The following is a 7,872-nucleotide window of genomic DNA, read 5'->3' as shown; positions in this document are numbered from 1 at the left end:
AACCGCACCGCGCTCGGCGACAGCCTGACCACCCGCGTCACCGCCGAGCTGCTGAGCCCCAACGAGCACGGCGACAGCTACGGCGGCCCGCGCGACCTGCTGGACGTGGAGCTCACCGGCGACAGCATCGCGGTCAAGAGTGAGCTGCACGGCACCCTGGCCACCGACGCGCGCGCCCTGTTGGACTGGGACGCCGTGCTGCGCGCCCTCGGCGCCGCCTACGACCGCGCCACCACGCCTGCGCGTGAGCATCCAGACGACCAGTCCGCCCCTGGGACGACACCGTGACCGAGCTACTGACCCGACCCGACCCGACCCGATCCGGGCCCCGGGCTCCCTGGACGCTCCGGCGTCCAGCAGCGGCGGACTGGCCTTCTTCGCCCGGCCAGCCGCCTTGCGCCGCCGCAACATCCGCCACACCATCCCCGAACCGCGTGACCAGCGCACCAACCGCCGCCGGCGCGGCTCTGCCGGGGGACGGCCCACCGGCTTCGATGCCGAGCGCTACAAGGCGCGCAACGTCGTCGAACGGGCGATCAACCGGCTGAAGAACTTCCGGGCCGTTGCCACTCGCTATGACAAGCGCGCCGACATCTTCCTCGGCACCGTCACTCTGGCCGCCCTGGTCATCTGGCTCCGGACCTGATCTAAAAACAGCTCCTAGAGAGGTACCGGCTGCCATTTTCCGACACTTCGCGGCCATGCTGGATCATTCGCCTTGTCGTGGCGACGGCCAGCCGAGAAACTTAAAAAATGTCACACGCTCTGTCTCCGGATATTCAGGCGATCGAGCGCATGGCCGTGCTCCTGGCCGAGGTGTCCGACCCTGGGCTGTTCACACGAGCCGCCACCCTGCGCAGGCGACAGGCCACAGGAGAGAGTCCGGACGCCGCGCTGCTGTCCGAGGCGTTCGCGCTCGTTTCTGCGACGTTCGGCAGGATCTTCGGCCGCCAGTGCACTCCCGCCGAGCTGCGGGCCGGCATCGCACTGTACCGCGGAGCGGTGGTGGAGCTCGCCGACCGCACGGCCTGGCCCGTCGCCGCGGCACTCGCCGTCTTCCTCGGCGCTGTGGAAGGCAGGGGCGTCCATCTGATGGCCGATGACGGCGCGCCCATCATGGCAACGGTGTGTGAGCGCCTAGGGCTGACGGTCGCCCGCCTGTCCGACGACATGGAGGCAGGCGAGCGACGACTCGCCTATGCGGCGGACGTGACGGTGGGACGGGTCCAGACGTTTGGCTACGACCACCTGATCGACAATCGCGTGTCGGGCCCCAACGAGCGGGTGCAGCGCGAGCCGTACCGCGCCATCGTGATGGAAGCCGACCTCGTCATGCTCGACCAGTTGACCACCTACCTCACCCTGAACCGCGACGGCATCCGCACGGCGTCGATCAGCGTGCGCGCCTATCTGGCCCGGTACGAGTCCGTGGCCGGGATTGCTGCGACGGTCCTGACCGAAGCAGACGAGTTCACCCACCTGTATGGGCTTTCCGTGGAAACCGTCGACACGGCGCACCCGACCGCGCGGCGTGACCATCCCGACCTGCTGTACACCACGACCGAGGCCAAGCTGAACGGCCTCCTCGATGCCATCGCAGGTCACCACGCCGAGGCCCGGCCGGTGCTGGTGGTCGCGGACTCCGTGGAGATCACCGAGCGGCTGGCCGTCCTGCTGGCTGCCCGCGGCCTGCCGGTCGCATGGCCTCACCCGGAGCGCCCGCTGGCTCGCGCGGGACGCCCGGCGACGGTGACCCTGTTCGCGCAGCCCACGGTGGAGGGCGAGGTTGCCTTGGGCGGGGACCTGGACTGGCTTGCCCAAGAGCACGTGCTGGCGTCGGGCCTCGATCCCGCCGTCGCCTCCGGCGACGCTTGGGACGAGGCAGCGGCCGCGGCCAGGCAGGAGCTGCTGCCCGCGTGGACGGCCGACCGCGATCGGGTGATCGAGACAGGGGGGCTGGTGGTACTGGTCGCCGAGTATCCGGGCACCATGCGCCTGGAGGCGCGCCTGCGGGCGCTGGCGGGGACACGGGGAGACACCCGGGTCTTCGTGGCGCTGGACGAGGGCTGGACATGGCACCGGTATGCCGACTGGCTGTACCGCCTCATCCTGAGGCACATCACCGAGCCGTTGGAGGGGTCGCTGCTCGCCAGGGCCGTCGAGCGTGCCAAGCGGCAATGTGAGGCGCGGATCGCCGGCTACCGGCGCCGGATGGCGGCCTACGACGCGGTTCTCTCGGCGATCCGGGAGCAGATGGACGCCGAGCGCCGCGCGATGGTGGAGGGCGCCGAGCCGCTGGGAGCCATCCTGGCCTTCACCGAGGGCGAGCAGGCACCGCCTGGAAAGGTGGACAGCGAGACACTGCGCCTCATCGCCCAGGAGGTCATCGACGAGCAATGGACGGCCTGCCTGGCCGAGCTCACGGCGATGTACGACGACTACGGACGGGAACGGTACGTACAGGAAACGTTGCCCGCCTTCCGGGAACAGGCCGAGGCCACCTACAGGGCGATGCGCGAGAGGGCAACCAGAGCACTCACGGATCGGCTGCGTGTGCTGGGAGCGTACTGGTACATCTCCTCTAGAGACCTCCCTCCTTGGTCAGCGCGCTGAAGAGGGTTGCCGGCCACGACGGTCTGGCGGTTTCCTGGTCAGCCGGCTGCCGTCGCTTACATCGCCGCTACGAACGCAGGGCCGCACCTGATCTAGCGGCTCGCGGACGACCAGGATGAAGATGCGAACTTGCGCCCCGTCGCGATGCGAGGAAAAGGGCCGCCCTGAGGCAGGAGGCCCCCCTCGCCGGCCCCCACTTTGCTCGCCCTGTGCCGGGCGCGCGGTTGAGGGCCGCAACGCTCTCCCCTGCGCACCCCTGGGCCCGGATGTCTAGCAGGCGGCCATATCGCTGTAACCGCTGTAGCCGAGGTCGCTGCTGATCTTGATGCTCGCCACGACCATCACACACTGGCGAACGCTGGACTGTCACCGGCTTGAGGCAACGGAATCACCGGCTTCGGGCCCCCGGGTCATGTCATGTAGCGCCGATCGCGCAGGATTTCGACGCCGTCGCCGTCAAGTTCATCGCAGTACACCGAGCGTCCGGTCGTGGCCATCACCAGTGCCAGGGTGGTGCCGGACACCAGCGGACCAGAGCCCGTGGTGTAGGGGCCGTCGGTGGCGACGAGTCGCAGGCCGACGATCCGTCGCTTGGCGGCGACGACCAGGTCCGAGCCCTGGTAGTAGTCGGCTACCCGGGTGAGGGTCTCGATCGGGTAGTCATGGTGGATGCCCAGCGGTCGCCGGATGTCCTCGGCATGCACGATCGTCTCACCCAGCATCGCGATGACCGGGAGGGGCGGTTTAGTGGTGCTCGTGATGACGCGGCGGAACCTGTCATGCGTCTCGTCCGCGGTTGTGCCCAACTGCTCGGCCAGCCGCATGGCGACCTGCTTGTCGAAGTCGAACCGGCAGCGGATCACCCCCGCCAGCCACCGCACACCGTTCAGGCTCGCCCCTGCGGTGAGGTGCGCCAGCACCTCGCGCACGGTCAACCCGGCACACAGCGACGGCGTCGCCCACTGCTCGTCGGTCAGATCCACCAGGTCGCCCACCAGGGCCGCTCGCTCGGCATGCACCAGCGGCCAGAGGCCGGCCACGCGACCGCTCCTCGCCTTCGGCGCCGGATTGGTCATGTCAGACGGCCTTTTCTCGTCAGTCACAGTGGTCCTCGCGTCAGGTCGGTATGTACGGTCGAAGGTGAAGACTTCCGCCAGGGGGCGAAATCATCGCTGGCCTGAGGGTATGCCGGCCGCAGTCGGCAACCCGCTGGCGGAAACGACACCCGGTGGGCAGGCAGTGCATGGGCGTCCCGGGAGTCGACAGGTGCTTGTGCCCAGAGTTCATGCGCCTGGCACGCCGGCCCGCAGGTCACGATCGACAATCACACGAACACGCTAGATGAGCAGCAGAGCCTCCGGGTGCTGCTACTTCTCACCGACGTTCCGGGCCCCATCAGCCCCCAAGTGCTGTCCAAACTGACCGACAAACGCTGCCGCTACTCACCAGCAAAATCACGCAGCATGCACCACAGAACACCTGCCCCGGTACGTCTACAGGGTCTTCGGCCAGGAGAGTGCCGAGCATCCGCACGGTGCCCCACTGCACCGCCCACCGTCGTTACCTTAGGTTCTCGGCCGCCTCTCGCAGGTCAGCGCGAGAGATCGCTTCTTTCATGTGTGTCACGCTGGCTGATCTTCGCAGTATGGTGCCCGAAAGATCGACCGCGCGGGCGACAGCATCCACGCACGGTCCGCTGTTCCTGTCCGGCCGCCGTCCCATCCCTGCCCGCCGCCCGGCCGCGCCCCGCATCGGCCTTCGGCCGAACGGCGCCCCTTCTCTCGCTTGAGTCTGCTGACACGATTCTTCCCGGCAGACCCAACCTCGCTGGACAGAACAGCTAGCCGTCGCCATCGTGCCGCCGACGACCGGCGTAGCACGCTCCGCGACGACCTCGCGGGTGTGTCCAGTCAGTGGTGTATCTCGATCTTGCGTGATTAACGGGTGGTCGGGGTGAGACGCCCTTCGAAGGTGATGGCGAAGGCGTTCAGGGCGGCCTTCCAGCGGGTGATCCAGCGTTTGCGGCCCTTGCCGGTCGGGTCCAGACTCATGATCGCCATGTAGACGCACTTGAGCGCGGCCTGCTCGTTCGGGAAGTGGCCGCGGGCCTTGACCGCCCGCCGGATCCGGGCGTTGACCGACTCGATGGCGTTGGTCGAGCAGATCACCCGGCGGATCTCGGTGTCGAAGCTGAGGAAGGGCACGAACTCGGCCCAGGCGTCCTCCCACAACTTCACGATCGCCGGGTACTTACCGCCCCAGACCTCGGCGAACTCGCAGAACCGCTCCAGCGCGGCGGCCTCGGTCGGGGCGGTGTAGACCGGCTTGAGCGCCTTGGCGATGGCATCCCAGTGCTGACGGGCCGCGTACCGGAACGAGGCACGCAGCAGATGCACCACACATGTCTGGACGACAGCTTGCGGCCAGACGCTCTCGATGGCCAGGGGCAGCCCCTTCAGACCGTCGCAGACCACCATCAGCGCATCACCCACGCCGCGGTTCTTGATCTCGGTCAGCACGTGCAGCCAGAACTTGGCGCCCTCACCGCCGTCGCCGGCCCACAAGCCGAGGATGTCGCGCTCGCCATCGACGGTGACCGCCATCGCCACGTAGATCGGCCGGTTGGCGACCTGACCCTCACGCAGCTTCACATGGATCGCATCGACGAAGATCACCGGGTGGACGGGGTCGAGCGGCCGGTTCTGCCACTCGGCCATCCCCTCCAGCACCTTGTCAGTGATGGTCGAGATGGTCTGCTTGGACACCTCGGCGCCGTACACCTCGGCCAGGTGCGCGGAGATCTCACCGGTCGTCAGGCCCTTGGCGGCCAGCGAGATGACCATCTCATCGACGCCGGACAGGCGCCGCTGCCGCTTGCGCACGATCTTCGGCTCGAAGCTGCCGTCCCGATCTCGCGGCACGGTGATCTCGACCGGCCCGACGTCGGTGATGACCGTCTTGGAGCGGGCGCCGTTGCGGCTGTTGGTCGTCTCGCCGCCGGAGCGCTGGCGCTTGTCGTAACCGAGATGGTCGGTGATCTCGCCTTCCAGCGCGGACTCCAGCACCAGCTTGGTCAGCCGGCCCAGCAGCCCGTTCTCGCCGACCAGTTCCACGCCCTCGGCCCGGGCCTGGTCGACCAGCCGGGCCACCAGCTCCCGATCCGAATCCTTGGCGTTGCTGCCCTTGGGCTGCTTGCGCGCCACGTCGGCGTCCTCCAGGTCGATCTCCGTCGATGCCTGGATCACAGTACTCATCAGATGCGTTCTCCTTGATCAGGAGTTACACCAGTGACCGTACAGTCCCGACCCTGGAGTGGGCCGGCTGCCGTGAGAACTACGTGATCTCCGGCCTTCAGGCACCGGCCCGGGCGCGAGCTGAGCGATGATCAGGTGACGGGGGCGTCGATCGCGCAAGCATCTGCCCACAGCCACTGTCTGCGCTCTGCGCACACGATATGGTCACCAATCGGCAGCGGTCTTCACGTAATTCATGGGACCCGCCGTGAACGGGATGACGCGCCCATTCAAGGTGGAGGACGCACGATGAGATCGGCGAGGCCGACCAAGGGAATGACAGCCGGGCTTGTTCTGGTCACCTTGGCTGCGACAGCGTGCAGCGGCGAGAGTTCGTACACACAACTCGCCACCGAGCAGCCGGCCCAGAGTGCATCCGTCACGGCTTCCGGGTCACCTCAGACGTCGCCGGACACCACCCAAGCACCTCTGGGCCGACGGACCCTGGCCAGTCCCCATCGCACCGCGTCAATGCCGCCGCCGAGCCCGTTGATGCGCGCGCGATCGAGCGCAGCCCCGTGTCGCCGCCATGGTCGGCGTGAGAGGGCTGCGGCGTTCTCCTGGCCGTTCATCGGGTGAGGTGGTGACGGCCGGGCACTGGGGAACATGAGCTGGGCCGGGCTGCCTCCCAGAGGTGGCCGGCTGCGAAGCCGGTCGAACCCGCGGTGGGTCTTCTCAGGTGTTGATGTGCAGCACCCACACAGAGACGTGTTCGACTCCTGGCTCGGCTCCGTAGGTGTAGAGGGCTCTGAATGCGGGCGTGACGATCTCATACGCGCCGGGGATGTCGGCGTACGACGTGGCGGTAGGCGGGGCTGGGTCGTCGCCCAGGTCGAGCAGCACGTCCACGATGGATGCGCGCAGGGTCAGGGGCGTCGAAAGAAGGGCCTTCTTGACGCCCGGGGCGAGGTGGACGGGGCGCTTCACGAGGCGGCGCCGCCTAGTCCGAGGTCGGTGTACGCCGCGTCGCGAGAGGTGTAGACCGACATGGCGATCTCGCCACGGCCGGCGGCGGCCATCATCTCGCGCAGGCCGGCAGCTTCGCGCTCCTGCTTGAGGCGCAGGTACTCCTTGAACTCCTCCTCGGAGATGAGCACGGCATGTTCCTGCTCCGAGCGCTTGATCCGGGTGGGGCGGTGGGCGTGAACGGCACGGGAGACGAGCGGGCCGAGTTGATCGCGAGCCACACTTACACCGAGCGTCTCCAGGTCCTTCTGATCCATCGTCATGTCTTCACCATACTCCCCACATCGCCAATATCGACAAGTTGCCGAATTCGGGAGTCCAGTCTCGTCTCTTGAGCGGCCGGCCCCGGCCGAGTCCTGTAGCAGCCGCTGCTTGCCACAGACTGGGGCAAAGCGCGCCGGCGGCCGCTCCGTTGAGCCGCCTACGGCGGCAGCAGCGCTGGCGGCTCTTCCTGCTGATAATCACATCCGTCCAGGTCATGACCATGTGAGGGCTTCGCCTGGCGGCGCAAGCATCAGCGATCCAGGAGACGAACCAAGTGCGGCGCGACGCCGAGGGCGCTGCCGGTGACGACGCCCGGGGGTGATGACGGACGTGTGCACGGTGTCGACCAGCCCGCCCGCTCCGGCGACTTCGACGACGCGGGCGACGAGCGCGGGGTTCATCGTGACGCTGACGAGCCCGACCATGAGCACGCGGGGTAGGGCGGCCCAGGGCAGCAAGCTGGAGGGCGAGGACCACCAGTGAGCCGGCCCCGGGCCAGGTGAGCGATGCGCAGCAGGGTCACCGCGTGGCGGTCCGCGTAGCGGCCCACCACGTTCTTGCCCAGGATCGTGCGCAGCCGGGCGCGGTCAGGAGAGCAGAACCGGGCCGCCGTCGTCGCGCAGGCGGCGCAGGAACGTCAGCACGCCCGTGAGCCCTGCGCCCACGACGGCCCGCCCTCGCCCGGCAGCCCCGTGACGAAGACGGGACGGTCGTGCGTGCCGCCGCTGCGCAGCAG

Annotated in this window: 6 protein-coding genes and 1 pseudogene; 3 read left to right on the top strand and 4 right to left on the bottom strand. The window is 68.2% G+C overall.

All coding sequences use genetic code 11. The features are described from left to right. From AB0J71_RS49280 to AB0J71_RS49270, 3 genes and pseudogenes are all read left to right on the top strand, one after another. On the top strand, window positions 1–288 hold a 288-nt coding region (locus tag AB0J71_RS49280), incomplete at its 5' end, for a hypothetical protein (RefSeq protein ID WP_364421308.1). A gap of 106 nt (window positions 289–394) precedes the next feature. Further along, window positions 395–646 (top strand): annotated as a pseudogene (locus AB0J71_RS49275) (transposase); the annotation flags it as partial. A 107-nt stretch (window positions 647–753) separates the two neighbouring features. Further along, window positions 754–2,613, top strand: coding sequence for a hypothetical protein (locus AB0J71_RS49270; protein WP_364421306.1), 1,860 nt, complete (start codon window positions 754–756; stop codon window positions 2,611–2,613). Between the two features lie 410 nt (window positions 2,614–3,023). On the opposite strand, the gene AB0J71_RS49265 is transcribed toward AB0J71_RS49270, so the two are convergent. The 4 genes from AB0J71_RS49265 to AB0J71_RS49250 form a co-directional block, all read right to left on the bottom strand. Further along, entirely contained in the window at window positions 3,024–3,689 is a 666-nt protein-coding gene (locus AB0J71_RS49265) for a maleylpyruvate isomerase family mycothiol-dependent enzyme (RefSeq protein ID WP_364421310.1), read from the bottom strand. 861 nt (window positions 3,690–4,550) lie between these two features. After that, window positions 4,551–5,867: an IS256 family transposase gene (locus tag AB0J71_RS49260; protein ID WP_364421303.1), complete on the bottom strand. Its 1,317-nt coding sequence runs from the start codon at window positions 5,865–5,867 to the stop codon at window positions 4,551–4,553. Window positions 5,868–6,581: 714 nt separating this feature from the next. Then, window positions 6,582–6,833 carry a hypothetical protein gene (locus tag AB0J71_RS49255; protein WP_364421301.1) on the bottom strand — a complete coding sequence of 84 codons (252 nt, stop codon included), beginning with the start codon at window positions 6,831–6,833 and terminating at the stop codon, window positions 6,582–6,584. Next, on the bottom strand, window positions 6,830–7,135 hold the full coding sequence (locus AB0J71_RS49250; protein ID WP_364421299.1) for a prevent-host-death family protein: 306 nt from the start codon (window positions 7,133–7,135) through the stop codon (window positions 6,830–6,832). The genes AB0J71_RS49255 and AB0J71_RS49250 overlap by 4 nt, the downstream gene beginning before the upstream one ends. Window positions 7,136–7,872: the final 737 nt, after the last annotated feature.

Origin of the sequence: Nonomuraea sp. NPDC049637, assembly GCF_040675235.1 — a bacterium.
Taxonomy (GTDB): Bacteria; Actinomycetota; Actinomycetes; order Streptosporangiales; family Streptosporangiaceae; genus Nonomuraea.
The sequence above is the reverse complement of the archived record's forward strand: the minus strand, read 5'-3'. Positions and strand labels throughout refer to the sequence as shown.

Coding starts and splice junctions, on each gene's coding strand:
- AB0J71_RS49270 (WP_364421306.1), top strand. CDS start 754: ATGTCACACGCTCTGTCTCCGGATATTCAGGCGATCGAGCGCATGGCC.
- AB0J71_RS49265 (WP_364421310.1), bottom strand. CDS start 3,689: ATGACCAATCCGGCGCCGAAGGCGAGGAGCGGTCGCGTGGCCGGCCTC.
- AB0J71_RS49260 (WP_364421303.1), bottom strand. CDS start 5,867: ATGAGTACTGTGATCCAGGCATCGACGGAGATCGACCTGGAGGACGCC.
- AB0J71_RS49250 (WP_364421299.1), bottom strand. CDS start 7,135: ATGACGATGGATCAGAAGGACCTGGAGACGCTCGGTGTAAGTGTGGCT.